Here is a 23,860-nt window from a genome sequence, read left to right on the forward strand (position 1 = left end):
ACTCTCTGATCCGCGGGCCTCGGCGTCAGCCGGGGCCCGCGGCATAGACTGGCGGTCATGGCCTACAGCGCGACACCCATCTTCTACGACGACGTCGCGGGTCTCATCGCCCTCGCCGTCTCGATCCTGTCGTTGGTCGTGCAGGCTGTCGCGCTCATCCACTGCGTGACCCAGCGCGGCGATGGTTTTCAGGCGATCGGCACCCTGCCCAAGGGTGCCTGGCTGGCCATCCTCGCCGTCTGCATCATCCTGACGCTGCTCGGCGTCGGCGGCGGTGCCACCGGCCTGTTCGGCCTCATCGGCGTGGCCGCCGCGCTGATCTACCTGCTCGACGTCCGGCCCGGCCTGCGCGACCTGTCGGACGGCAAGGGCTTCTGGTGAAGGGTCTCCGCTGGCCGCCGCCTCCCGACGGCGGCCCGCGGAATCCCGGCCCGGGCCCGAGCGCGCCGCGGGGCGGCCGGCCGACCCTGCCGTCGCCGCCCACCGAACTGATCGAGGCCCGTCCCGGCGTACGCCTGGAGCAGCTCGTCACGGGCGCCGGCGAGCCGGTCACGGTCTTCGCGCACGGGCTGGCCGGCGACATCTCCGGCACCCGCCCGCTCGGCAGCGGCGTCACCGGCCGGCGGGTCTTCTTCCACTTCGCCGGGCACGGCCGCTCGGACGCGCCACCCGGACCGTGGAGCTTCGCCGATCTCGCCGACGACCTGCGTGCCGTCGCCGACCGGTCCGGCGCCACCCGGGCATTGGGTGTCAGCATGGGCGCCGGCGCGCTGTGCCGGTTGCTCGCGGACACGCCCGGGCGTTTCGAACGGATCGTGCTCTATCTGCCCGCGCCGCTGGACGGCGTGCGGCCGCCGCAGGCCGAGGCGCGACTGACCCGCCTGCTCGCCGCGGTCGAGTCGGGCGAGGCCGCGCTGGTCGCGGACGCCGTCGAGCCCGAGCTGCCGCCGTCGGTGCGTAACACGCCGACGGGGTGGAGCTACCTGCGGCAGCGGGTCGAGCAGCTGCTGACCGACGGGCTCGCCCCCGAGCTCGACACCCTGTGGCGGGCGCCCGCGGTGCCGGACACCTCGGCGCTGGCGTCGTTCCCGGGCCGGGCGCTGGTGATCGGGTGCGTGGGGGACGACGTGCATCCCGTGCCCGTCGCCGAGCGGCTCGCCGCTCTGCTGCCCGACGCCGAACTGCACGTCTACGACCGGCCGGCGGTGCTCTGGACCAAGCGCACCGAGCTACGCCAACGCGTCTCCGCCTTCCTGAACGCCTGATCGCGACCCCCGATCAAGTGGGTAGATCGCCCGAGCCGTAACTTTTCGGGCACTGAAGCGGTGTTCATGGCGTGCCGCTTTCCCCCAAATCCATCTTTTTCGGCCTGGTGACCCTCGGGCTTCCGTTCGCCGTCACGGTCGGCTGGACGCTCGGCACGCCGGCACCCAGTGAGCCGGTGCTGAGCGCGCCCGGCGGGGCCGGCGGAATCGGCCACGCGCCCGAGCGGGTCGCGAAGCCGGCGTCCGAGTCGAACGTCGCGTGGTCGCCGCCCGCCACCACGCCGGTCGCCGTGGCATCGTCCCTGGCCGTCGCCGACCGGGCCGCGATCGTGGCGCCGAGCGCCGCCGCCGCGCCGTCCACCGTGGTCTCCGGTGCGCCCTCGCCGGCCTTCACGCTGCTGCAGCCGCCGGTGCCGACCCCGACCATGGTCATCGCACCGCCGAGCCCGTCCGCGACGGCGCCGAGCGCGAGCGCGGATCCGGAGGTCTCCGGCCTCGGCGAGCCCCAACTGGCCCAGGGGTCCTAAGCTCCCTGACCGTGGGGAGCAATTCGAATCAACTGCGGTCCGTTGCCGTGCAGGGTGCCGCCGTGACCGGCGGCGCCGTGCGGCAGTTCGCCTCCGGCGCGGGCCTGCTCGGCCGCGGCCTGGTCCTGGTCCTGCGCAGCCCGAGGATCCTCGGGCTCGGCCTGCTCCCGGCGCTGATCGTCGGCATCCTTTACGCGGCCGCGCTGGCCGCCCTGATCGCGTACGTCGACGACCTGTCCGCGACGGTCACCTGGTTCGCCGACGACTGGTCGACCTTCTACCGGGACCTGACCCGGGTGCTGGCGGGCGTGGCCCTGATCGGGCTCGGCGGCCTGTTCGGCGTCCTCACCTTCACCGCGGTCACCCTGCTGATCGGCGACCCGTTCTACGAGAAGATCTCCGGCCTGGTCGAGGCCCGCTACGGCGGCGTGCCGGACGAGGTCGAGGTGTCGCTGGGCCGCTCGCTGGCCCGCAGCCTGGTGGACTCGCTGCGCCTGATCGGGCTGTCCATCCTCTTCGGCATCCCGCTGTTCCTGGCCGGCTTCATCCCGGTGGTCGGACAGACCGTGGTACCGGTGATCGGCGCGACGATCGGCGGCTGGCTGCTCGCCGTCGAGCTGACCGGCGTGCCGTTCCAGCGGCGTGGTCAGCGCCTGCGCCACCGCCGGGCCGCCCTGCGCGGCAACCGCCCGCTCGCCCTCGGCTTCGGGGTGGCCGTCTTCGCCTGCTTCCTGATCCCGCTGGGCGCCGTGCTGGTGATGCCGGCCGCCGTGGTGGGCGGCACCCTGCTCGCCCGCCGCTCCCTGGGGCTGCCCATCGAGATCACGACGGTGCGGTCGCTCTGATCCGCTAGGCCGAGGCCCGGACCACCAGCTCGGTGGGGAGGACGACGGCGTCCGGCTCCAGCGGTCGCTCGTTGACCAGGCCGAGCATCTGCCGTGCCATCGTCCGGCCCATGTCGACTATCGGCTGGCGGACCGTGGTCAGCGGCGGGTCGCTGAGCCTGCTGATCTCGAAGTCGTCGAAGCCGACCACCGCGACGTCCTCCGGGACCCGGCGGCCCGCGTCCTTGAGCGCCTGTAGCGCGCCGTGGGCCATCATGTCGGAGGCCACGAACACCGCGTCCAGCCCCGGGTCGTCGGCGAGCAGCTGGCGCATCGCGCGGAGGCCGGACTCGCGGGTGAAGTCGCCGACGGCGACGTGCTCGGGCAGCCCCGCCTCGCGCAGCGTGTCCTGGTAACCGGTCAGCCGGTCTATCCCGGCGATCATGTCCTGCGGGCCGGCGATGGTGGCTATCCGCCGCCGCCCGGTGCCCAGCAGGTGCCGTACGGCCTTCCCGACGCCGCCGACGTGGTCCACGTCCACGTACGGGACCGGCAGCTCGGCCGGGGTCATCGGGCGGCCGCTACAGACGACCGGGATGCCGAGCCGGGCGAGCGCGCCGGGCAGCGGGTCGGCGCCGTGCATCGAGGCGAACATGACGCCGTCGACGTGGCCCGCCATCGCGTACCGCTCGACCCGGTCGTGGCTGGCCGCCGAGCCCGCCATCATCAGCACCAGTTGCTTGTCCGCCGCGTCGAGCTCCATGCTCACGCCGCGGATCACCGCGGGGAAGAACAGGTCATCGGAGAAGACCCGGTTCGCCGTCTCCGGCAGGATCAGCGCGATCGACTCCGTGCGCTGCGTGACAAGGCTGCGCGCGGCCTGGTTGGGCACGTAGCCCAGCTCCTCGACGGCCTGGTTCACCGCGTCACGGATCGCCACCGCGACGGTGGTCGACCCGTTGACGACGCGGGAGACGGTCGCCCTCGAGACACCGGCCCGCCTGGCCACGGCCTCCAGAGTCGGTCGCTCCCGCGTCACCATCAGCTCACTCCCCGATCCGGCCCTGGTCGGTGAGACCGTTTCGCCGGATCACCTCCTGGTACCACCGCGCGCTGTCCTTCGGCACCCGCTGCTGCGTGGTGTAGTCCACGTGCACGAGACCGAATCGCTTGGCGTACCCCTCGGCCCATTCGAAATTGTCCATCAGAGACCACGCGAAGTATCCCCGAAGGTCAACGCCGTGGGAAATGGCATCGAGGCACGCGCGCAGATGCCCGTCGAGATACTCGATGCGGTCGGTGTCGTGCACCGCGCCGTCCTCGGACGGCCCGTCGGAGTACGAGGCGCCGTTCTCGGTGATCATCATCGGGGTACCGGGGTAGTCGCGGTGGATCCGGTCCAGCAGCCGGGTCAGCGCGGCGGGCTCGATCTGCCAGCCGATGTCGGTGACCGGGCCGACCGGCTCGCGGAAGGCGACGCCCTCGGTGCCCGGCGCGTCCAGCGCGGCCGGCGTGCCCGGCTTCGCCGAGACGTAGGTCGGCGTGTAGAAGTTGACGCCAAGCACGTCGATGGGCGCGTTGATGATCGCCTCGTCGCCGTCCTGGATGAACGACAGGTCGACGAAGCGGGCCATGTGCTCGCGCATGTCGTCCGGGTACGCCCCGCGCAGCAGCGGGTCCAGGAAGATCCGGTTGTTGAGCCCGTCGACGATGCGGGCGGCCTCGAGGTCGGCGGAGTTCTCCGGGTCCAGCGGCAGGACCGAGGCCGGGTTCAGCGTGATGCTGACGCTCTGCGCCCCGGCCGAGCGCAGGGCGCGTGCGGCCAGGCCGTGGCCGAGGAGCAGGTGGTGCACGGCCTTGAAGACCGAGGCCGGGTTCCGGACGCCCGGCGCGTGGCGGCCGCTGCCGTAGCCCAGGTACGCCGAGCACCACGGCTCGTTCAGGGTGGTCCAGGTGCGTACCCGGTCGCCGAGGCGGGCGTGCACGATCTGGGCGTACTCGGCGAAGGCCTCGGCGGTGGCGCGGGCCGTCCAGCCGCCACGGTCCTCGAGGCTCTGCGGCAGGTCCCAGTGGTAGAGCGTGACGACCGGGTCGATGCCCTTGCCGATCAGCTCGTCCGTGAGCCGGTCGTAGAAGTCCAGTCCGCGGGTGTTGACCGGCCCGGTGCCGTCGGGCTGGATGCGCGGCCAGGCGATCGAGTACCGGTACGATGCCAGCCCGAGGCCGGCCATCATCGCGACGTCCTCGACGTAGCGGTGGTAGTGGTCGCACGCCACGTCGCCGGTGTGCCCGGCGTACACCCGGTCGGGCGTGCGGCTGAACGTGTCCCAGATGGACGGCCCGCGGCCGTCCTCGCGCGTCGCGCCCTCGATCTGGTAAGACGCCGTCGCGGCGCCCCAGATGAAGCCGTCCGGGAACCGCGCCCCCGATGCCAGTGGTCTGTCGCTCGACTCCACCGAGACGGTTGCCGTCATCCTTCACCGCTCCCTGCGTGATCCGCCGCTGCCGTGCCGGGCCGCGCCGACCGGCTTGATCAGCGGCGGGACTGTGGCGGGCGGCCGGAAACGACCGCCCTTAACCGGTACAGCGTAGAGCCAATCGTCTTCTCGGGAGCCATCCGAAAGTTGCGGAACGCGGTCCGGATTATGGGACGCCTCACCCGGCCCGAAGCGGGCTGAACAGGCGTGGATCGCCGGTCAAGAGCAGATTGTCCGGATCGATCCGTCCCATAAGTGCTAGCAGGACGTCGCTCGCGGTGCCGGAGGCCTCCGCGCGGGGGTGGTGGTCGTCCGAATCCAGGATCGTCCCGGTGTCCAAAAGTGCGATCCCGGCGCCGCGCAACCGGACGAACCACTCATAGCTCGCGTCGGTGGCGATAAGGTGCACGACGCCGTACAGATCGGTGGGGCCCTTGCGGCGGCCGGCCGGCAGCCAGGTGTCGAGCACCTCGTTGACGCCGTCCGCGGCCAGCTTCGTCTCGATCGGGGTGGCGCGGCCGGCCGCGGCCTCGGCGTCCCAGCGGTGCACCGAGATCTCGTGCGCCATCCGGCGCTGCCAGAAGCCGGCCTTGCGCGCCTGTGCCGGCCAGGTCCAGGACGGGTGGTCGGGGTCGAGCGCGTCGAGCGTCTCGATCGTTCCGGTCATCTCCCGGCGCAGATGGTCGAGCGCCGCCGGCCAATCGGGGCGGGGATCGGGGATCACCGGGTCGGCGGGCCGGTCGATCACGCCGCGCGGCGCCAGCTCGCGCACCCAGTGCAGGGTGGCGCTGACGTGCTCGACGAGATCGGCCACCGTCCATCCCGGACACGAGGGCACCGCGGCCTCCGGGCCGGTCTCGGCGACCGCGTCCTGGAACGCGGGCCCGTCCGCGCGCAGGGCGGCGAGCCAGAAGTCCTTCGTCGCGTGCAGCCTGTTCATCAGCCTTCTCCCACTCGAGGAGGACCACCGGAATCCACCCGGGGCCCGCGGCTTAGGGTGAACGTCGTGCCTGACGTTAGTGCTGACCACCCAACCTCCGCACCCGCAGCGCATGCCAGTTCGCTGGGGGCGTACACGACGCTACGCCTCGGTGGGCCGGCGGGCGCTCTGGCCGTGCTGTCCGAAACGGATGAAGTGGTGGCAACCGTACGGGCCGCCGCCGATTCCGGGCAACCCCTGCTCGTCCTCGCCGGCGGGAGCAACGTCGTGATCGGGGACGCGGGATTCCCCGGGACCGTGCTGCTGCTGCGTACTCGCGGGGTGCGCGTGGTCGACCACAGTTCGCGCGGCGTGCTCCTGCGGGTCGCCGCGGGGGAGCCGTGGGACGAATTCGTCGCGGACACGATCGAGCGGGGCCTCTCGGGCCTCGAGGCGCTCTCCGGCATCCCCGGCTCGGCCGGCGCGACCCCGATCCAGAACGTGGGCGCCTACGGCCAGGAGGTCGCGCACACCATCGAGGCCGTGCACGTCTACGACCGGCACTCCGACGAGGTGCGGGTGCTCTCGCTGCCGGAATGCGGTTTTGCCTACCGGTCGAGCATTTTCAAGCACAGCGACCGCTGGGTCGTGCTCGAGGTCGATTTCCGCCTCCAGGCCGCCCGGCAGTCGGCCCCGGTCCGGTACGCCGAACTGGCGCGTCACCTTGGCGTCGAGGTCGGCGACCGTACGGGCGTCGCGCGGGTCCGCGAGACGGTGCTGAAGCTGCGCGCGGGCAAGGGCATGGTGCTCGACCCCGAGGACCCGGACACCCGGTCGGTGGGCTCCTTCTTCACCAACCCGGTGCTGTCGGCGCAGGACTGGGTCGCGGTGCAGGACCGGCTCGCCGACGCGGGCGAGCCGCCGAGCTGGCCGGCGCCGAACGGGACGGTCAAGGTCCCGGCCGCGTGGCTGATCGAGCGGGCGGGCTTCGGCAAGGGCTACGCCGGCGCCGGCGGGGTGGCGATCTCCTCGAAGCACACGCTCGCGCTGACCCATCGCGGCGGCGGCACGACGACGGCCCTGCTGGACCTGGCCCGGGAGATCCGAGACGGCGTGCGGGACCGGTTCGGCGTCGTCCTGCATCCCGAACCGGTCCTGGTGAACTGCGTCCTCTGAGCGGCGCCTCATTACCGCCAGCCGAAGACCTGGGTCCAGTAGTAGGTGCCGTTCGCGGCGCGCTGCACGCCCGTGCCGAGCGCCTTCACGCCGCAGTTGAGGATGTTGGCCCGGTGCGGCGGGCTGGCCATCCAGGCCGCCATGACCTCGTCGGTGCCGGAGTAGCCGTGCGCGACGTTCTCGCCCGCAACGGCGTGATAGCCGGCGGCGTGCGAGCGGCTTCGGAACGTCGAGCCGTTCCAGCCGAAATGGCCGAAGTCCCCGGTGGCGGCCATGTAGTGGCTCTGCCGGACGGCCGCGACGGTCAGCTCCTCGTCCTGCGTCAGGGCGGGGCAGCCGTGTCGCAGCCGCACCTGGTTGGTCGACTCGAACACCTCGTCGCCGAGCCTCGGCTTCGTGGTCGGCGCGCCGCCTCTGGCCGCCACGGTCACCGGGACCGTTGTCCCGGCATGCGTGGGTGCCGCCACGGCCCCCATCAGCGCGACCGGTGCGGCCGCGATCAGGGCGAGACGTCGTACGGAACCGAACACTTTCTGCCTCCCGATCCGCCTTGGGCGCGTGTTCGCCCGGCATGGCTATCGGATCGGCTTTTTAGCGGTATGTCCCTTCTTTGCCCGTTTACAACGTATCGACCGGCAAGGCTGTTAACCTGTGGGGATGGTGGGCGGAAGCCCGATCTCGGCACCTGCCCCCGCTTCCGGGGTATATGTCAGCCGAACGGAACCTCCGTGCGCGGCCGCGATCGCCTCGGCCAGCAGCATCCAGACCGCCGTGCTGCGGCGGCGGTGCGGCGGCTCGGGAAGGGCCAGCATCCCGGCCATCAGCTGCTCGTCGGTGAGCTGCTCGGACTGCCGGGCGGTCACCCGCACCGTCCAGCCCTGCCGCCCGGCCGAGGCCTGGACCGTGGCGGACCGGTCGGCCGCGCCGCTGGCCACCGTGCCGATCACCGCGTAGAGGAGATCCCGCAGCAGCGGGCCGTCGGCGGAGAGTGCCGGACCGGAGTCGGCCCGTACGGTCGCGTCCGTGTAGGGCTCCCGGCTGGCCAGCAGTTCGGCGGCCTCCGTGATCAGCGCGGGTAGGTCGACGGCGGTGCGCCGCGGTTCGAGGTCGCCGGTTTGCAGGCGGCCGACCAGCATGAGGTCCTCGACCAGCGCGAGCATTCGCTCGGTGTTGCGGCGCACGGCCGCCAGCGCGACGGAGCGCTCGGCCGGCGCGAGGCTGTCGGTGTCCAGGCTCTCGGTGAACGACGCGATGGTGGTCAGCGGCGTCCGCAACTCGTGCGAGACGACCGCGAGGAACCGGGCCTGCTGGGCTCCGCCCTCGGGTGCCCGCGGCGGCGTACCGGGTTCGGGGGTCATCGAACCCTCACCGATCGGCCCGGCGGCGGAAGCGCACGCTGAACTATAACTTTCCGTATATGAACCGACACGTCACGCTATCGTGGTTTTGGACATTTCATCTTTCCGCCCTCCGCGTCAGCGGGGGACGCAGGCAAGACGCTGACCGATGCAGCCACCGTGCCGCGGCGGCCGGGCAGCCGCGTCTGGCGACGCAGGGTTGGGGGTCACGGTGGTTAGAGCATGAGCAGGTTGCTCGTGGTCGAGGACGACCCGGACATCGCGTTGGCCCTGCGGCTCTTGTTCAGCCGGGCCGGCTATGAGGTGGCGCACGCCGGTGACGGCCGCGCCGGCCTCAAGGAGGCCTACGCCGAACACCCCGACCTGGTGGTGCTCGACGTCGGCCTGCCGGAGATGGACGGCTGGCAGGTCCTCGAGCGGCTCCGGGACGTCTCGGACGTGCCGGTGCTGGTGCTCACCGCGCACGGCCAGGAGGCCGAGAAGGTACGCGGCCTGCGCGGCGGGGCCGACGACTACCTCACCAAGCCGTTCGCCAACAACGAGCTGCTCGCCCGGGTGGAGGCGCTGCTGCGCCGCTCGTCCAGCGGGCAGAACAGCTGGGCCAGCCAGATCTACGACGACGGGCTGGTGCACCTCGACCCGACCAAGCGCAGGGTCTACGTCAAGGGAGACGAGAAGCGCCTGACACCCACCGAGTTCCGGCTGCTCAACGCCCTTGTTCGGCACGCGGGCGCGGTGCTGAGCCCGAACCAGCTGCTTACCCAGGCCTGGGACGACCCGACCGGCATCGGCCAGGAACGGGTCAAGTTCGCCGTCCTGCGGCTACGCCGCAAGCTCGGCTGGTCGGACCCCGATGAGTCACCCATCGAATCCGTGCGCGGATTCGGCTACCGCTACCGGCGTGCTGGAGGCGACACCTGAGCCGGGCGAGGTAGCAGTCCTGGTGTCCTCAGATGAGGAGCCGGTGGGTCGATGAGGGCAGTGGGCAACGAGCAGGAGGTAAGTCGTGGAAGACCTTGGTGAGATCGTCGGCGAGTTCCTCATGGAAAGCCACGAGAACCTGGACCAGATCGACCGGGATCTCGTCGCGTTGGAACAGGAGCCGGGATCGCGTGACCTGATCTCACGCATCTTCCGGGCAATCCACACGATCAAGGGCACGAGCGGGTTCCTGGCCTTCACTCGGCTCGAGACGCTCGCCCACGCCGGCGAGTCGCTGCTGTCGCGCCTGCGCGACGGCGTGCAGCCGGTGACGCCGACCACCATCACGACCCTGCTCGCCACGATCGACGGCGTCCGCGCGCTGCTCGAGGCGATCGAGCAGGACGGCAACGAGGGCGAAGTCGACGTCGAGGCCATCATCGCCGCGGTGCACGCCCAGATGAACGTGACCGGCGCGGAGGCCGGCGTCGTGGCCATGCCGGCGGCGCACACCGAGGCACCGGAGCCGCTCGAGGAGCTGCCCGTACGCACGGCGCCCGAGCCCGTCGAGGGGCAGCGCAGGCCGCTCGGCGAGATGCTCGTCGAGTCCGGTGCCGCCGCGCCCGGTGACGTCGGCTCCGCGCTACAGCAGCAGCTGGAGGGCGACGAGCGCAAGCTCGGCGCGATCCTGCTGGAGGAGGGCAAGGCCGCACCGGCCGCCGTCAACGAGGCCCTTCAGGCGCAGACGCCCAAGCGCAGCGTCGCCGACAGCGCGATCCGGGTCGACGTCGACCTGCTGGACGGCCTGATGAACCTGGTCGGCGAGCTGGTGCTCGCGCGCAACCAGCTGGTCCGCGGCGTGATGGAGACCGGCGACTCCGGCCTGGTCCGTAGCGCCCAGCGGCTCGGCATGATCACCAGTGAGCTGCAAGAGGGCATCATGAAGACCCGGATGCAGCCGATCGAGCACATCTGGTCGAAGCTTCCCCGGGTCATCCGTGACCTGAGCCAGTCGCTCGGCAAGAAGGTCGAGCTGGTCATGGAGGGCAAGGAGACCGAGCTCGACCGCAGCCTGCTGGAGGCGGTCAAGGACCCGCTGACCCACCTGGTGCGCAACGCCGTGGACCACGGCATCGAGGAGTCGGACAAGCGGGTCGCCGCCGGCAAGTCGCCGGAGGGCACGCTGACCCTGCGGGCCTACCACGAGGGCGGGCACGTCGCGGTCGACGTGGCCGACGACGGCGCCGGCATGGACGTGAACCGGATCGCCGAGAAGGCGATCGAGAAGGGCCTGCTCCGCCCCGAGCAGGTGGCCACCATGGACAAGCGCGAGATCATGGCCATGGTCTTCCAGCCGGGCTTCTCCACCGCGGCGAAGGTGACGAACGTGTCCGGCCGCGGCGTCGGCATGGACGTGGTCAAGACCAACATCGAGCGGATCGGCGGCGCGGTCAGCGTCGACTCGACGCTGGGCGAGGGCACGGTCTGGCGCCTCACCATCCCGCTGACCCTGGCGATCATCCAGGCGCTGACCGTCGACTGCGGCGACCAGCGCTACGTGGTGCCGCAGGTCGCGGTCCTCGAGCTGGTCTTCATCGACGGCCAGTCCACGAAGATCGAGTACGCCTCCGGCGCGCCGGTGTACCGGCTGCGCGGCAAGCTGCTGCCGCTGGTCCGCCTGGACCGGGCCCTCGGCCTGGACGTCGGCGGCGACCAGGGCGTCTACATCATGGTTCTGCACGCCGACGGCCGCCGCTTCGGGCTGGTCGTCGACCGCGTCCTCAACACCGAGGAGGTCGTGGTCAAGGCACTCAACAGCCGCTTCAAGGACATCGGCCTGTACGCCGGCGCGACGATCCTCGGCGACGGCAAGGTCGGCCTCATCCTCGACATCTCCTCATTGGCCCGCCGCTCGCACCTGACGGCCGAGTCCGACCGCGAGAACCTGGTCGGCACGTCACGCGCCGGCGCCGGTGCCGGTACGGGCGAACGCCTGCTGGTCACCGCGGTCGGCGAGCGCCGGGTCGCGATCCCGCTGGACGCGGTCACCCGGCTCGAGGAGTTCCCGCGGGACCGCATCGAGCACGCCGGTTCGCGCGAGGTCGTGCAGTACCGGGGACAGATCCTGCCGCTGGTGCGCCTGTCGCACCTGCTCGGGGCGTACAGCGAGATGGAGGAGGGTGAGACGGTGTCCGTTGTCGTGTACAGCGAGGGCCAGCGCAGCGTGGCCCTGGTCGTGGACCGGATCGTCGACATCGCCGAGAACTCGACGACGGCGCGCCGGGAGGCGGAGGAGGACGGCCTGGTCGGCACCGCGGTGATCCAGCAGCGGGTGACCGAACTGCTCGACGTACGCCGGGCCATCCTCGCCGCGGATCCGAACTTCTACACCGAGTCGGCCGACGAGATGCTGGTGGAGGCCTGAGATGGCAAGCCGTCAATTCGCGACCTTCGAGGTGGCAGACCAGCTGTTCGGCGTCGAGGTGGACACCGTTCAGGAGGTTCTCTCCTACAACGAGTACACCCCGGTGCCGCTCGCGCCGCCGGCGGTCGGCGGGCTGTTCAACCTGCGTGGCCAGGTGATCGCCGCGGTGGACCTGCGGGTGCAGCTGGGCCTGGCCCGGCAGGCCATGGAGGGGCCGGTGATGAACGTGATCCTGCGGGGTGACGGCGAGCCGGTCAGCCTGCTTGTCGACCGGATCGGCGAGGTCGTCGACCTCGACGACGAGGCGTTCGAGCCGCCGCCGGACACGCTCAGCGGCCCGACCCGGGAGCTGGTGGTCGGCACCTTCAAGCTTGACGGGCGGCTGATGCTCGCCCTCGACGTCAACCAGGCGGTCGACACCTATCGAGCCACTACCTGATGTACAGCCTCGTCAGTGCCCCCGTCCTCGGCTTCGACCTCACCCGTCTGGGTGGTGGGTCGGCGACCGCCGAGGTGCTGCTGCGCGCCCTGCGTCTGGGCGTCGGGGACCTGCCGGTGCTCGCACAGCGGCTGCCCGACGAGGGGGTGCGCGGCCCGCTCTGGGTCGAGGTGGAGAGCGCCGCGCGCCGGATGCCCAGCCTGAAAGGCATGAAGTCGGACGACCCGGCGAGCTCCCTGGCGCTTGTGGAAAGGGCGCCGATCGGCTCGGTGGACGCGCTGCTGACCTGCCTGCGCTACGACGTGATGGCCTGGACCTGGCAGGGCACCGGCCGCGACGCGACGCAGAGCGAGGACGCCGCCGCGGCGACCGCGCTGCTCTGTGACGCGGCCGTGGCCAGCTACCTGCGTGAGGTGCTGGACGACACCACCCGGCGGATGCTCGGCGCGGGCTGGGTGGCGGCGGTGCGCAAGCTGCCCGTCGGCAAGCCGATCGACCTGGGCCCGCACCACTACGCGGTCTCCGCGCTGCTGGATCGGCTCCGGTCGCTGCGCGCGAACGACCTGACCCGGCTGTTGCAGTCCGCCGAGGACGCCCGGCGCAACGCCGGCGGGTGGTCACCGGCCGTGCACTCGGCGTCCTGGGCCGCGTACCTGTCGGACCGGGTACGCACCGCCGCGGCGGCCCAGATGCTGCTGGTGCAGGCGATGGACACGGCCGCGATTCCGGTGGCCGACCGCGCCGGCGGCGTCTGGAACATGCTCAGCGGCGCGGTGCAGGCGCTGGTGGTCCGTGACCTGTTGGACACCGCCACGGCACACCGGTTGCTCGCACCGGTGGTCGCGGCGCTCGGCCCGGCGTGGCTCGGGTGAAGGGCCGGGTGAATCCATGATCAGAGTTCTGGTCGTCGACGACTCCGTGGTCGTGCGGCGGCTCATCGTCGACTCGCTGACCGGCGCGCCGGACATCGAGGTGGTCGGCACCGCCGCGAACGGTCTGCTCGCCCAGGCGAAGATCGATCAGCTCAAGCCGGACGCGGTCACGATGGACATCGAGATGCCGCAGATGGACGGCATCGCCGCGGTTCGCGAGCTGCGCAAGCGGCACAAGCACCTGCCCGTGATCATGTTCAGCACGCTGTCGGCGGCGGGTGCGAGCGCGACGCTGGAGGCGTTGTCCGCCGGCGCCACCGACTATGTGACCAAGCCGAGCAACGTCGGCTCGATCCAGGAGTCGATCGCTGCCGTACGCGAGCAGCTCATTCCCAAGATCCATGCACTGGCCCGGCGCCGGTCGTCGGCCAGTGCGCCGACCCGGCCCGGTCCGCCGCCCGGCCGGCCGGGGCTGGCGCCGCCGCCCGGAGGCCGCCCCGGTGCACCGGTGCCCGGGCGCCCCGGCCTGGCGCCCGCCCGGCCAGGGATCGCCGGCCCGCCCCGCCCGGTGCGGCGCGGCCCGCCGGTGCGCGTCGACATCCTCGCGATCGGATCCTCGACCGGCGGCCCCGACGCGCTGACCAAGGTGCTACAGGCGATGCCGTCGGACCTGCCGGTGCCGATCGTGGTCACCCAGCACATGCCGCCGGTGTTCACCAAGATGTTCGCCGAGCGCCTCGACCGCAGCACGCCGCTGCGGGTGGTCGAGGCCGCCGACGGCATGGAACTGACTCCCGGCACGGTCTACATCGCCCCGGGCGACAAGCATCTGGTGTTGCAGCGCCGCAACACCTCGACGCTGATCCAGCTCAGTGGCGCGCCGCCGGAGAACTCGTGCCGCCCGGCGGTCGACGTGATGTTCCGTTCGGTTGCCGCGCTCTTCGGGGCCTCGGCGTTCGCCACGGTGCTGACCGGTATGGGATATGACGGACGAGGTGGTTCAAAGGTGCTGCGTGAGGCTGGTGCCGAGATCATGGCGCAGGACGAGGCCAGTTCCGTGGTGTGGGGCATGCCCGGCGCCGTGGTCGGCGCCGGCCTCGCCGACGCGATTCTGCCCCTGGACCGGATCGCCCCCGCGCTGATCCAGCGGGTCCAGACGGGCCGCGTCTCCCGGCCGACGGCGGTGAGCCGGTGACTCTCTCCGCATCCGACTTCGCGTTCGTCTCGGCCATGGTCCGGCGGGAGGCGGCGATCGTGCTGGCACCCGGCAAGGAGTACCTGGTCGAGGCGCGCCTCATCCCGGTGGCCCGGCAGGTGGGCGCGGAAAGCGTCGCCGCCTTTCTGGCGAACTTGCAGCGCCGCCCCAACCCCGCGGACCAGCGGCGGATCATCGACGCGCTGACCACCAACGAGACCTCGTGGTTCCGCGACCGCGAGCCGTTCACGGCGATGACCGACGTGGTGCTGCCGGAACTGGTGCGCACCCGGGCGTCGACCCGCAAGGTACGGATCTGGTCGGCGGCCAGCTCCAGCGGCCAGGAGGCGTACAGCCTGGCGATCACGCTTCAGGAGAACCTGCCGGCCGGCTGGTCGTACGAGATCATGGGCAGCGACATCTCCACCGAGATGATCAAGCGGGCCGAGGCGGCCGAGTACAGCCAGGTCGAGGTCAACCGCGGGCTGCCCGCCAGCCAGCTGGTCCAGTACTTCGAGCGGGCGGGCGCGCACTGGCGGGTCACGCCCGGCCTGCGGCGCAATGTCTCGTTCAAGCTGATGAACCTGACCGCGCCGCTGCCGTCGATGCCGCCGTTCGACGTGATCTTTCTTAGGAATGTGCTCATCTATTTCGACGTCGCGACGAAGAAGTCTGTGTTGCGCAACGTCGCCCGGCTGTTGCGACCGGACGGCTGGCTGTTCCTCGGAGCGGCCGAGACGACCATCGGAATCGACGAAAACTATGAACGGGTAGCGGCCGGCCGGACCTCTGCCTATCGAGTGCGGAGCGCGGTGCCAGCCGGCGCCGTCAGGAAGGGGTGAGCCGCGGTGCGAGCCATGGTGATCGACGACTCCCGCGCGATGCGCATGATTCTCAAGCGCATCGTCGCCAAACTGAATTTCGAGGCGATCGAGGCGGGGGACGGCCAGGAGGCCCTCGACCTGCTCGCCACGATGACCGAGGTGCCGGAGCTGGCCCTCATCGACTGGAACATGCCCAACATGAACGGGCTCGAGTTCGTGACCAAGGTCCGTGCCGAACCGCGTCTGCGTGAGATGACGCTGGTAATGGTCACGACGGAGAGTGAACAGAGCCAGATCGTCCGCGCACTAGCCGCAGGAGCACACGAGTATGTGATCAAGCCCTTCACGGAGGGCGCAATGATCGAAAAGCTGGCCCTGCTGGGCCTAGTCCCGACCGGAGCGAACTCATGAGTCGAGAAAACCTTGTAGGCGAGGACGACCTCGCCGAGATGGTGGAGCAGGTCTGGGTCTCCTATCTCGATCCCGAGGGAATCAGCCCGCTGGTTCTCAACGGTGACGCGACGCAGCTGTCGGAGGTGCACTCGACGGTGTCCATCACCGGCACCTGGCACGGACATCTCGTCTACGCGTCGTCGCGCAAGGCCGCCGAGAAGGCCGCTGCCGCGTTCCTGGCCATGGAGCCGGAAGAGGTCAGCCAGGACGACCTGTCGGACGTGCTCGGCGAGCTGGCGAACATCGTCGGCGGCAACGTCAAGGCGATGCTGCCGGCCGGGTGCTACCTGTCCCTGCCCACGGTGGTGCTGGCGCCGGACACGGCGTCGTACTACCCGGCGGCCGAGCGGATCACCGGCCTCTACGGCGTCTGGGACGGCGAGCCGGTTTCGATCTCGATGTGGCAGAGCGTGAAGCAGGAGGCGAGCGCATGAAGATCCTGATCGCTGACGACAGCCGGGTCATGCGGCAGATCGTGACCCGCACGCTGCGGCAGGCGGGCTTCGGGGATCACGACCTGGTGGAGGCCGCCGACGGTCAGGAGGCCGTCGACAAGACGGTCGCCGAGAAGCCGGACCTGGTCATCTCCGACTGGAACATGCCGGAGCTGACCGGTATCGAGGTGCTGCGCAAGCTGCGGGCGTCGGGCAACGAGGTGAAGTTCGGCTTCGTCACGTCGGAGTCCACGCCGGAGATGCAGCAGGCGGCGGAGGCCGCAGGCGCGGCGTTCTTCATCGTCAAGCCCTTCACCGCCGAACGTTTTGACGAGGTCTTCTCACCTATTTTGGGATGATATAGCTATGTCTGACACCTCGGTTATCCCCGCCTCCATCGCCGTCCGCAATCTCTTCGAGGATCTGCTCGGCCGGGACGTCAACGTCGCCTCGGGCGACCCGATGACCGCGGAGGATCTGCCCACCGGCGTGATCGCCCTGTATACGGATACCTCCCAGCAGCTGTACGCGGTACTCGGCCTACAGCTACCGCTGGCGGCCAACGCGGGAGCCGCCCTCGGCCTGCTCCCCGTCGGTGCCGCCGAGGACAGCATCGAGGAGGGGAAGCTCTTCCCGAACCTGGCCGAGAACGTCTTCGAGCTCTGCAACGTGCTGACCAGCCTGCTCAACCGGGAGGGCGCACCGCACATCAAGCTCTACCAGGTGATCTACCCGGGCATGGACCTGCCGAACGACGCGCGCGCACACCTGCTCGCACTCGGGAAGCGACTCGACCTCACCGTCGAGGTCGCCCGCTACGGCAAGGGCAAGCTCTCGCTCTCGCTGGTCTGACACGCCGCCGGCCCTGGCGCCCCGCTGAGATTCCGCGGGGCGCTTGCTGTGCCCTGCGGTCCGGGGCCGGTTCGCTGGGGCAGGATCGCCGTCGGCCGGTAGGCGAGGTCGTCGCCGCGCCGCAGGCGGTTCGCCGCCCGGCTCAGGCCGCGGCGGGCCGGGACGAACCGCTGCGGCGCCGCCGTCAGGCCGTACCGCAGCAGCGCCGCCGGTGCCGGGCGGCCCGTGCCGGACAGGTCGTAGCCGCAGGCCTCCAGGCGGGATCCGAGTGCGGCCTCGCAGAGCGCGATCTCCTCGGAGGTCAGCCGCGTCTGCCAGCTCTGTATCCGCTGCGTCGTCACCGGCGCGTGCGTACGCGCATGCCAGGTCTTGAAGGACGGCACCGCGACATCCGCGACGGCCGAGGGCTCCGCCATCGCCGGGTCGTACTGTTCGCCGAGGTAGGCGCACATCTTGGCGAGGCCGGCGTGCGGGTCCGCGACCAGGTCCTCGTAGCGCACCTCGTGCCACTGCGTGGGGCCGAGGCGCCGGGCGGCCCGGCGGGCGTCGTCAACGGCCCGGGACCACGCCGCGACGGTCGCGTAGATGTCCTTGCGGTGCCAGGACATCTCCTTCAGCGAGGCGACGCAGTCCCGCCCGTCCCGGACGATGTTGATGAACTGTGCGTCCGGGAAGAGCCGCAGCAGGATGTCGACGTTGTTCAGGTACGCCGGGCGTTTGTCACCCCACCGCGGCTTTCCGAAGCGGGCCGCGTACCGCTGGAAGACCGTGCCCAGCGCGGAGCCGAGCGTGCCCGGGCCGGCCGTGATCCGCTCGGCGATGTCCTCCGCGGGAAGTCCCAGGTCGCAGAAGCGGGTCTCGCGCCGGTGGATGATCCAGTGGGCCAGTGCGCGCCGGTTGGCGGCCTCGGAGAGGTCGCCGAAGATCCGCCGTTCCCAGTACGCGGCGAGCGTGAACCGCGTCTCGGGCGGAATCGCGATCCGCGGGTGGGCGTGCAGCATGAGCTGGAGCATCGTCGTGCCCGACCGCGGGCAACCGACCACGATGATCGGACGATCAGTGGTCACCGTTCACCTCCGGTGGGCAGCCGCACACCAGAGGTAACATATAGCACTAAACGGAAACTATTAACGAACTGTCAACGTATGTCGCTGAACCGGATATATCAGGACGAGGGGTCGGGCTCCGGCTCCGCCGGGGTGGGCGACGTCGGTGTGCCCGGCTCCTCCGTCCTGCCGTATCCGGCCGTGACGAAGCGCAGCCCGGCGAGCAGGACCGCGGCGATCGGCACGGCGATGAGGAAGCGGATCAGCACCTGGCTGATGTCGATCTCGTCGGTGACGTAGCGGTACAGCGCCGGTGCGCTCATGAGCAGCGCGAAGAGCAGAACGGAGGGCCGGATCACGGTTACCGGCCCCGGGCCGGCCGCCGCGGAAGGGCGGGCATCGGGACCACGTCCGAGGCGATCCGCGCGCACAGCATCGCGGCCCAGGCGTGCGGGGTGGCGGGCTTGCCGTCCAGCGAGACGACCGGCCGCTCCAGGCCGAGCACGGTGGCCGGGTCCGAGGTGAGGTCGAGGCTGTGCACCACGAGCGCCTCGACGTCGCCGAGCATCCGCAGGTGCCGGGCCGTGTCCGTGGTCTTGCGCGTCGCGTCGACCACCGCCCAGACGGCGGTGGCGCCGAGCGCCTCGCACATGTCGCTGACCCAGATCGGGTCGGTACCGCCGACCTTCGCGTCGACCACCACGATCCAGGCGTGGTCGGCGTTCTGTAGCCGCTCCGCCCTGGTCGCGGCGGCCGGCGGATCGCCGAGCACCTTCGACGAGTGCAGGCCGGTTCCGGCCGCGGTCGGCCCGCCGAGCAGCAGGTGCGCCTGGTCGATGCCGGCCTGCTCGCAGAGCTTGCGGCCGAGCGGTAGCGCGTGGTCCAGGTCGCCGCAGAGCACCAGGATCTCGCCCGGCGCGTCCGGAACGCCCGGCGCGGCGGGGCGCGAGGCCAGCACGCCGAGCACGCCCGAGTAGGTGTCGCCGCCGACGATCTGCGCGACCATCTCCTCCGGCATGCCCACCATCATGAGGTTGCGCTGCACCGGATCGGGGTGCATGGGCCGCAGCATGGCCGGCGGCTGCGGCGTGGTTCCCGGCCCGCCGAGACCCAGGCCGGCAAGCGTCTCGGCCAGGTCGGCCGCGGTCGTCGCGGCCGGTACCGGCGCGAGGCCGTAAGCCGCGGCCGCCGTGCGCGACACCGGGTTCGGCCCGGGCCGGCCCGCGGCGGCGGCAGCGGCGGGATCCCCACTCACGTTCAGGCCGCCCATCAGCTCGGCGAGCGACGGTACGGGCGGCAGCGGCCGCACCCCGCCGGTGGCACCGCCGTTGACCGGCGAGCCGGTGGCCTTCGCCGGGCGGAACGGCCGCACCGTCGGGCCGTCGTCGGGTTGTTCCGCCTGGGCGGCGTGCGGCCGGGGCCGGGACCACGCGGGGTCCTCCGCCTTGTCGAGGCCGGCCATCAGCTCGGCGAAGGCGGCCCCCGGGTCGGTGACCTCCCGTCCGCCCTCGCGGACCGGCCGGCCGACGGCGGAGGCGGCGTCGCCCATGCCGGCGTCGCGACCCGTCCGGCGGTCGTCGTCCGGCGCTATCCGGTCGCCGGACTCGGCCTGGGCCAGCAGCTGCTCCAGCGACTGTGGCTCCTCGGCCGGCGCCGGCCGGCTCGGCGGCGGTTCGCCGCGTTCATCGGCGTCCGGCACCTCGACCGACAGCTCGTAGCGCTGTTTGGCGAAGAAGCCGCCGAAGCCACCGGTACGGACCTTGTCGGCCGAGATGATCCGGACGGAGGAGCCGTACTCATCGCGCACCTGGGCCAGCAACGGCTCGATCGCCGGCCCCTCAAGCAGTACCCGCGTAGGCACCGTTCACCACCCCCATGGTCTCGATCTGTGCGGAAGAACCAGAGATCTCGGAATAGGACAGCACCTGCACGCGGCGGGAACCTGCGCGCAGGAGACGCATCATCGGCAGCCGTAGCTGCGGTGAGCAGGCCAGCACCGGGGTGATGCCCTGCTGTTCGGCGGCCTCGACGAGCCGGCCGGCCTCGGTGACCATCGCCTCGGCGCGCATGCCGTCGATCGCCATGAACGCACCGGTCTCGCTCGGCCGCAGCGATTCGAGCAGTCCCTGCTCGAGCATCGGGTCGAGGGTGATGACGGTCAGCCGGCCGCCGGTCGCGTACTGGGCGGCGATGGCCGGGCCCAGCGCCGCGCGGGCCGCCTCGACGAGGCCGTCGTGGTCGACGGAGACCTTGGCGCGCAGCGACAGCGACTCGAAGATCCGGACCAGGTCGCGGATCGGTACGCCCTCGTCCAGCAGCGCCTGGAGCACCCGCTGGATCTGGCCGAGGCTCAGCAACGTCGGGGTCAGCTCCTCGACCACGACCGGGTGGGTGCGCTTGACCATCTCGCTCAGCGAGCGCACGTCCTCGCGGCCGAGCAGTCGGCTGGCGTTCTGCCGGACGATCTCGGCCAGGTGCGTGATGATCACGGATGCCCGGTCGACGACCGTCGCGCCCGAGAGCTCCGCCTGGTAGTGCAGCTCCGCCGGTACCCACTTGCCGGCCAGGCCGAAGACCGGCTCGACGCCGGCCCGGCCGGGCAGCGCCTGCAACCCGTCGCCGATCGCCAGCACCGTGCCGGGCGGCGCCTGGCCGGTGCCGGCGTCGACGCCGCTGATCCGGATCGCGTACGAGGAGAGCGGCAGGTCGAGGTCGTCGCGGGTGCGCACGGGCGGCATGACCAGGCCCAGCTCGAGCGCCATCTTGCGGCGCAGCGCGCGGACCCGGTCCAGCAGGTCACCGCCGTTGGTGTCGACCAGGTCGACCAGGTCGGGGGAGAGAGCCAGCTCGAGCGGGTCGACGCGCATCTCGCCGATCAGCTGCTCGGGGGAGTCCGGCGACGGGCGTTCGACCTCGGCGACCGGCGTACCCGCGCCCTCGGGCACCGGGTCCGGTATCCGCTGGGCCACCAGCAGCACGACGGCGCCGATCACCAGGAACGGCACCGGGGGAAGGCCCGGGATGATGCACATGGCGAGCGCCGCGCCGCCGGCGATGCGCAGCGCCAGCTTGTTCTGGCTCAGCTGGGTGGTGACGGTGCTGCCCATGTCGCCGGAGGTCGCCGAGCGGGTGGTGATCAGGCCGGTCGCGACCGAGAGCAGCAGCGCCGGGATCTGGGAGACCAGGCCGTCGCCGACGGTCAGCAGGCTGTAGTGGTTCATCGCCTCGCCGGGCGACATGCCCTCCTGGAGCATCCCGATCGCGAAGCCGCCGACCAGGTTGATGACGGTGATGATGATCGCGGCGATCGCGTCGCCCTTGACGAACTTGGAGCCGCCGTCCATCGCACCGTAGAAGTCGGCCTCGGCGGCGACGTCGGCGCGGCGCTGCTTCGCCTCGGCCTCGTCGATCAGCCCGGCGTTCAGGTCGGCGTCGATCGCCATTTGCTTGCCGGGCATGGCATCGAGGGTGAAGCGCGCACCGACCTCGGCGACGCGCTCGGCGCCCTTCGTCACCACCACGATCTGCACGATGATCAGGATCATGAAGATCACCAGGCCGATGACGAGCGAGCCGCCGACCACGAAACTGCCGAACGCGTGGATGACCTTGCCGGCGTCGCCGTCGCGCAGCACCAGCCGGGTGGCGCTGATGTTGAGCGCGAGCCGGAACAGCGTGGCGACAAGCAGCAGGGCCGGGAAGATGGAGAAGTCGAGGGGCCGCTGAACGAACATGGCGATCAGCAGGATGAGCAGGGCGCCGGTGATGTTGAGCGCGATCAGCATGTCGAGCAGGAAGGTCGGCAGGGGTACGACCATCATGACGATGATGCCGATGACCCCGATGGGCACGGCGAGCTTGCTGAGGTTGCGGTTCTTCACAGCACCCCCTCCACCTGCTGATACTCCCGCAGCGATGGGTATGATGTGAGGAAATCTCCCAGATTGGGAGCATGCCGCCCTAATCCGCAGTGGCAACCGAATTGGCGGGTCAGGCGGCGGCCGCCGTCGGGTTCGGGTTGCGGTGCAGACCGGCCGCCGAGCCCCTCGCCTTGAGGCTCATCACGAACGCCAGCACCTTGGCCACCGCGCCGAAGAACTCCGCCGGGATCTCCATGCCGACCTCGACGCTCTTCTCCAGGGCACGGGCCAGCGCCACGTCCTGGACCATCGGGATCCGGTTCTCGCTGGCCAGTTCACGGATCTTCAGGGCGATCGCGCCCTGGCCCTTGGCGATCACCCGCGGCGCGCCCTTCTCGGCGTCGTAACGCAGGGCGACGGCGACGTGGGTCGGGTTCACCAGCACCACGTCGGCGGTCGGCACGTCGGCCATCTGGCGGTTGCGGGCCATGGCCATCTGCCTGGCCCGGATCTGCCCCTTGACGTGCGGGTCGCCCTCGGTGTTCTTGTTCTCCTGCTTGACCTCCTCCTTGCTCATCCGCAGCTGCTTGTTGGTGCGCCGGCGGACCACGAAGTAGTCGGCCGCGGCCATCACGATGCCGGCGACGGCCGCGGCCCGGATCAGCGACAGCACGGCGTCGTTGATCACGCCGAGCAGCGAGCCGATCTGCAACCGTCCCGCGGTCATCAGCACCGGCACGATGTCCTTCATCGTCATGTACAGGACGCCGGCCAGCACGGCGGTCTTGATCAGCGCCTTGGTGCCCTCCCAGAGCGACTGCGGCCCGAACATCCGCTTGATGCCGGGCAGCGGGTTGAGCCGGCTGAACTTCGGGACGAACAGCTTGGTGGCGACCCGGATTCCGCCCTGCGCGGCGGCCGCGGCGATGCCGACCACCATCATCGTGAGCGCGAGGGGCAGCACCGCCCAGCCGGCGCTCATCAGGCCGTCCTTGAGGATGTCGAGCGCGATCTGCGGGTCCGGGTCGGCGATGACGTCCGGGACCTTGGCCATCAGCTCGCGGGAGTGGTCCATCGCCGAACCCAGGGTCCGCGGCAGCATGATGCTGGCCGCCAGCATGCCGACCCAGGCGCCGATGTCCTGGCTGCGCCCGATCTGGCCTTCCTTCTTGGCCTTCTTCAGCTTCTGCGGTGTCGGCTGTTCGGTCTTCTCCCCGGCCACGGATCACCCCCCGCTCAGCCTGACGACCGCGACGACCGCCTGGTCGACCAGCTCGTCCAGGGCGCGGGGCAGGATCGCGATCGCCGTGCCGGACAGGGTGAGGGTCAGCAGGATCTTCGCCGGGAAGCCGAGCTGGAACGCGTTGAGCGCGGGCGCCACGCGGTTCAGCAGACCGAACGCGACATCGGTGAGGAACAGGACGGCGATCAGCGGGCCGGCGATCTGCAACGCGGCCAGGAACATCTCGCCGATGCCCTGGGTCAGCACCTTGCCGAGGGTCTCGAGGGAGAAGGTCGCGTCCAGCGGCAGCGTCTCGTACGAGTGCAGGAACCCCCGCAGGATCATCTGGTGTCCGTCGCTGGCGAAGAGCAGGGTCACCGCGAGGAGGTTGTAGAAGCGGCCGAAGATCGAGCTCTGGTTCTGCGACATCGGGTCGTACGCGGAGGCCAGGGCGAAACCGCCGAAGAGGTCCAGCAGGTCGCCGGCCGCCTGGATGGCGGCGAAGTAGAGGTAGGTGATGAAGCCGAGCGCCGCGCCGACGAAGACCTGTAGGGCCGCGCTACCGATGATCGCCGAGGTCTCGAGCGAGGGCGTGCTGGCGGTCAGGAAGGGCGCCATCGGCAGTGCCAGCCCGATCGAGAGCAGGACCTTGATCTGTGTCGGGATGAGCCGGGAGTTGAACGGCGGGCAGAGCATCAGCCAGGCCCCGCACCGGGTGGCGCCGAGCATGACCGCGAGGATCTCCGAGATTGGGACGTCCCAATTCACCCG

General features: G+C 70.9%; 26 protein-coding genes. 15 read left to right on the forward strand and 11 right to left on the reverse strand.

What is annotated here, in order from left to right:
• The first annotated feature begins 57 nt into the window (after positions 1–57).
• The 4 genes from BJ971_RS00865 (at position 58) to BJ971_RS00880 (ending at position 2,637) form a co-directional block, all read left to right on the forward strand.
• A complete protein-coding gene (locus BJ971_RS00865) occupies positions 58–381 on the forward strand; it encodes a DUF2516 family protein (RefSeq protein WP_184988518.1) in 324 nt (107 codons plus the stop codon).
• Positions 378–1,265, forward strand: coding sequence for an alpha/beta fold hydrolase (locus tag BJ971_RS00870; RefSeq protein ID WP_184988521.1), 888 nt, complete (start codon positions 378–380; stop codon positions 1,263–1,265). The genes BJ971_RS00865 and BJ971_RS00870 overlap by 4 nt, the downstream gene beginning before the upstream one ends.
• Positions 1,266–1,372: 107 nt before the next feature.
• Positions 1,373–1,792: a hypothetical protein gene (locus BJ971_RS00875; RefSeq protein ID WP_184988524.1), complete on the forward strand. Its 420-nt coding sequence runs from the start codon at positions 1,373–1,375 to the stop codon at positions 1,790–1,792.
• An 11-nt stretch (positions 1,793–1,803) separates the two neighbouring features.
• Positions 1,804–2,637, forward strand: coding sequence for an EI24 domain-containing protein (locus tag BJ971_RS00880; protein ID WP_438839535.1), 834 nt, complete (start codon positions 1,804–1,806; stop codon positions 2,635–2,637).
• A gap of 4 nt (positions 2,638–2,641) precedes the next feature.
• Here BJ971_RS00880 and BJ971_RS00885 read toward each other — a convergent pair whose 3' ends face one another.
• From BJ971_RS00885 to BJ971_RS00895, 3 genes are all read right to left on the reverse strand, one after another.
• A complete protein-coding gene (locus tag BJ971_RS00885; RefSeq protein WP_184988527.1) occupies positions 2,642–3,658 on the reverse strand; it encodes a LacI family DNA-binding transcriptional regulator in 1,017 nt (338 codons plus the stop codon).
• A 4-nt stretch (positions 3,659–3,662) separates the two neighbouring features.
• Positions 3,663–5,090, reverse strand: coding sequence for a GH1 family beta-glucosidase (locus BJ971_RS00890; protein ID WP_184988530.1), 1,428 nt, complete (start codon positions 5,088–5,090; stop codon positions 3,663–3,665).
• Between the two features lie 181 nt (positions 5,091–5,271).
• A complete protein-coding gene (locus tag BJ971_RS00895; RefSeq protein WP_184988533.1) occupies positions 5,272–6,033 on the reverse strand; it encodes a maleylpyruvate isomerase family mycothiol-dependent enzyme in 762 nt (253 codons plus the stop codon).
• A 66-nt stretch (positions 6,034–6,099) separates the two neighbouring features.
• Between BJ971_RS00895 and BJ971_RS00900 the strand changes: the two genes are divergently transcribed.
• Positions 6,100–7,188: a UDP-N-acetylmuramate dehydrogenase gene (locus BJ971_RS00900; protein ID WP_377884615.1), complete on the forward strand. Its 1,089-nt coding sequence runs from the start codon at positions 6,100–6,102 to the stop codon at positions 7,186–7,188.
• An 11-nt stretch (positions 7,189–7,199) separates the two neighbouring features.
• Here the strand turns inward: BJ971_RS00900 and BJ971_RS00905 are convergent, their stop codons facing one another.
• Together BJ971_RS00905 and BJ971_RS00910 are read right to left on the reverse strand one after the other, a co-directional pair.
• On the reverse strand, positions 7,200–7,718 hold the full coding sequence (locus tag BJ971_RS00905) for a CAP domain-containing protein (RefSeq protein WP_239087715.1): 519 nt from the start codon (positions 7,716–7,718) through the stop codon (positions 7,200–7,202).
• 114 nt (positions 7,719–7,832) lie between these two features.
• The gene (locus tag BJ971_RS00910) at positions 7,833–8,546 is read right to left on the reverse strand and encodes a sensor histidine kinase (RefSeq protein ID WP_184988539.1); all 714 of its coding nucleotides are present in this window, start codon (positions 8,544–8,546) and stop codon (positions 7,833–7,835) included.
• A gap of 222 nt (positions 8,547–8,768) precedes the next feature.
• Between BJ971_RS00910 and BJ971_RS00915 the strand changes: the two genes are divergently transcribed.
• The 10 genes from BJ971_RS00915 (at position 8,769) to BJ971_RS00960 (ending at position 16,961) form a co-directional block, all read left to right on the forward strand.
• Positions 8,769–9,467: a response regulator transcription factor gene (locus BJ971_RS00915; protein ID WP_184988542.1), complete on the forward strand. Its 699-nt coding sequence runs from the start codon at positions 8,769–8,771 to the stop codon at positions 9,465–9,467.
• 85 nt (positions 9,468–9,552) lie between these two features.
• Positions 9,553–11,892, forward strand: a complete 2,340-nt coding sequence (locus BJ971_RS41925) for a chemotaxis protein CheW (protein WP_184988546.1) — start codon at positions 9,553–9,555, stop codon at positions 11,890–11,892.
• 1 nt (position 11,893) lies between these two features.
• Complete coding sequence (locus tag BJ971_RS00925; protein WP_184988549.1) at positions 11,894–12,331, forward strand: chemotaxis protein CheW; 438 nt, start codon at positions 11,894–11,896, stop codon at positions 12,329–12,331.
• A complete protein-coding gene (locus tag BJ971_RS00930; protein WP_184988553.1) occupies positions 12,331–13,203 on the forward strand; it encodes a hypothetical protein in 873 nt (290 codons plus the stop codon). Before BJ971_RS00925 ends, BJ971_RS00930 begins: the two co-directional genes overlap by 1 nt.
• A gap of 16 nt (positions 13,204–13,219) precedes the next feature.
• Entirely contained in the window at positions 13,220–14,398 is a 1,179-nt protein-coding gene (locus BJ971_RS00935; protein ID WP_184988556.1) for a protein-glutamate methylesterase/protein-glutamine glutaminase, read from the forward strand.
• Positions 14,395–15,240, forward strand: a complete 846-nt coding sequence (locus BJ971_RS00940) for a CheR family methyltransferase (protein ID WP_184988559.1) — start codon at positions 14,395–14,397, stop codon at positions 15,238–15,240. The genes BJ971_RS00935 and BJ971_RS00940 overlap by 4 nt, the downstream gene beginning before the upstream one ends.
• Positions 15,241–15,255: 15 nt before the next feature.
• Positions 15,256–15,633 carry a response regulator gene (locus BJ971_RS00945; RefSeq protein ID WP_221478700.1) on the forward strand — a complete coding sequence of 126 codons (378 nt, stop codon included), beginning with the start codon at positions 15,256–15,258 and terminating at the stop codon, positions 15,631–15,633.
• Positions 15,630–16,109 (forward strand): chemotaxis protein CheX, encoded by a 480-nt coding sequence (locus tag BJ971_RS00950; RefSeq protein WP_184988562.1) that lies wholly within the window; start codon positions 15,630–15,632, stop codon positions 16,107–16,109. The genes BJ971_RS00945 and BJ971_RS00950 overlap by 4 nt, the downstream gene beginning before the upstream one ends.
• Positions 16,106–16,468 (forward strand): response regulator, encoded by a 363-nt coding sequence (locus BJ971_RS00955; protein ID WP_184988565.1) that lies wholly within the window; start codon positions 16,106–16,108, stop codon positions 16,466–16,468. Before BJ971_RS00950 ends, BJ971_RS00955 begins: the two co-directional genes overlap by 4 nt.
• Positions 16,469–16,475: 7 nt before the next feature.
• Positions 16,476–16,961, forward strand: a complete 486-nt coding sequence (locus BJ971_RS00960) for a hypothetical protein (protein WP_184988568.1) — start codon at positions 16,476–16,478, stop codon at positions 16,959–16,961.
• On the opposite strand, the gene BJ971_RS00965 is transcribed toward BJ971_RS00960, so the two are convergent.
• From BJ971_RS00965 to fliR, 6 genes are all read right to left on the reverse strand, one after another.
• The gene (locus BJ971_RS00965; RefSeq protein ID WP_184988571.1) at positions 16,925–18,028 is read right to left on the reverse strand and encodes a sulfotransferase family protein; all 1,104 of its coding nucleotides are present in this window, start codon (positions 18,026–18,028) and stop codon (positions 16,925–16,927) included. The genes BJ971_RS00960 and BJ971_RS00965 overlap by 37 nt on opposite strands.
• A gap of 98 nt (positions 18,029–18,126) precedes the next feature.
• The gene (locus tag BJ971_RS00970) at positions 18,127–18,366 is read right to left on the reverse strand and encodes a hypothetical protein (protein WP_184988574.1); all 240 of its coding nucleotides are present in this window, start codon (positions 18,364–18,366) and stop codon (positions 18,127–18,129) included.
• A gap of 2 nt (positions 18,367–18,368) precedes the next feature.
• Entirely contained in the window at positions 18,369–19,868 is a 1,500-nt protein-coding gene (locus BJ971_RS00975) for a hypothetical protein (RefSeq protein ID WP_184988577.1), read from the reverse strand.
• The gene (gene flhA / locus BJ971_RS00980) at positions 19,846–21,888 is read right to left on the reverse strand and encodes a flagellar biosynthesis protein FlhA (protein WP_184988580.1); all 2,043 of its coding nucleotides are present in this window, start codon (positions 21,886–21,888) and stop codon (positions 19,846–19,848) included. The genes BJ971_RS00975 and flhA overlap by 23 nt, the downstream gene beginning before the upstream one ends.
• A gap of 109 nt (positions 21,889–21,997) precedes the next feature.
• Positions 21,998–23,089 carry an EscU/YscU/HrcU family type III secretion system export apparatus switch protein gene (locus tag BJ971_RS00985; protein WP_184988583.1) on the reverse strand — a complete coding sequence of 364 codons (1,092 nt, stop codon included), beginning with the start codon at positions 23,087–23,089 and terminating at the stop codon, positions 21,998–22,000.
• Between the two features lie 3 nt (positions 23,090–23,092).
• The gene (gene fliR / locus BJ971_RS00990) at positions 23,093–23,857 is read right to left on the reverse strand and encodes a flagellar biosynthetic protein FliR (RefSeq protein WP_184988586.1); all 765 of its coding nucleotides are present in this window, start codon (positions 23,855–23,857) and stop codon (positions 23,093–23,095) included.
• Positions 23,858–23,860: the final 3 nt, after the last annotated feature.

It is taken from the genome of Amorphoplanes digitatis (assembly GCF_014205335.1).
In the GTDB taxonomy this organism is placed as follows: domain Bacteria; phylum Actinomycetota; class Actinomycetes; order Mycobacteriales; family Micromonosporaceae; genus Actinoplanes; species Actinoplanes digitatus.